Genomic DNA, 1,170 nt, shown 5'->3' on the forward strand with positions numbered 1-1,170 from the left:
AAACAAAGAGATCACCGAGTGGCACCGCGTCGTGCTGTTCGGCAAGCTGGCCGAAGTCGCCGGCGAATATCTGCGTAAAGGTTCGCAGGTCTACATTGAAGGCCAGCTGCGCACCCGTAAATGGCAGGACCAGAGCGGCCAGGACAAATACACCACCGAAGTGGTGGTGAACGTGGGCGGCACCATGCAGATGCTGGGTGGTCGTCAGCAGGGCGGCAATGGCGGTGGCGCACCCATGGGCGGCCAGGGCGGCGGCAACAATAACGGCTGGGGCCAGCCGCAGCAGCCGCAGGGTGGGGGCAACCAGTTCAGCGGCGGCGCGCAGCAGCGTCCACAGCAGCAGAGCGCACCGGCGAACAACGAACCACCAATGGATTTCGACGACGATATCCCGTTCTGATTGGCGTACCGATCAACGCGTTATCCAGCCCTCGCTTCTGCGAGGGCTCCATTTCAAAAGCTCTTGTCCAACAAAACTTTTCTCTCCGCACGTTCATACAACGACGTTAATGCGCGCGCCACTCCCGCAGTAATTCTTCCGTGGTTTTAACCCGCACCGGATTGCCCGGCATGATCAAATCCGCCCACACCTCGTTGTGCTGATTAATGAGCTGCTGCGCTGACACATAAGTGCGATCGGCGGTGGTGTGGGCGTCGGCCGCCACGGTGATGTGATAGCCAAGGCTGGCCCCGACTTTGATGGTGGTATCGACACAATAATCGGTGGCGCAGCCGCAAATAACAAAGCTGTCGATCTGATACTGTTCAAGCAGCGCCGCAAGCCCGGTCTGCCAGAAGCTGTCGCAGGCGGTTTTGGTCACATAAAGCGCGTCGGCCGGCTGTTCCAGTTCGGCGACAATCTGCCAGTCTGCGGAGTCGACGGCTAAATCCGGCCCGGCATGCTGAATAAAAATCACCTGATCGGCGGCGGCCATCAGCTGATTAATGCGGCCGCAGCGCCCGTCGCGGTCGTAACGCGGCGTTGCCAGCACGCCATTTTGCATATCCACTACCATTACCACCCGTTGTGCCATTGTCGCCTCCTTTATAAGTCAGGCACCAGTGTCGCGCTGAAGTGGCACGCGCGTAAAGCGATTGGGCTTTGCTTTTTTCGTGCGCGCCGCGCATGCTTACTGCCTGATTGCGTGTGGAGGTGTGTGGTGACGGTGG

General features: G+C 59.4%; 2 protein-coding genes. One reads left to right on the forward strand and one right to left on the reverse strand.

The annotated features are described in order from the left end of the window. On the forward strand, positions 1–400 hold a 400-nt coding region (ssb, locus tag FT726_RS27370), incomplete at its 5' end, for a single-stranded DNA-binding protein (protein WP_346303857.1). A 106-nt stretch (positions 401–506) separates the two neighbouring features. Here the strand turns inward: ssb and FT726_RS27375 are convergent. Further along, positions 507–1,034, reverse strand: coding sequence for an isochorismatase family protein (locus tag FT726_RS27375; protein ID WP_278708987.1), 528 nt, complete (start codon positions 1,032–1,034; stop codon positions 507–509). Positions 1,035–1,170 lie beyond the last annotated feature (136 nt).

The sequence above is a fragment of the Pantoea sp. Morm genome, assembly GCF_016643525.1.
Taxonomy (GTDB): Bacteria; Pseudomonadota; Gammaproteobacteria; order Enterobacterales; family Enterobacteriaceae; genus Pantoea; species Pantoea dispersa.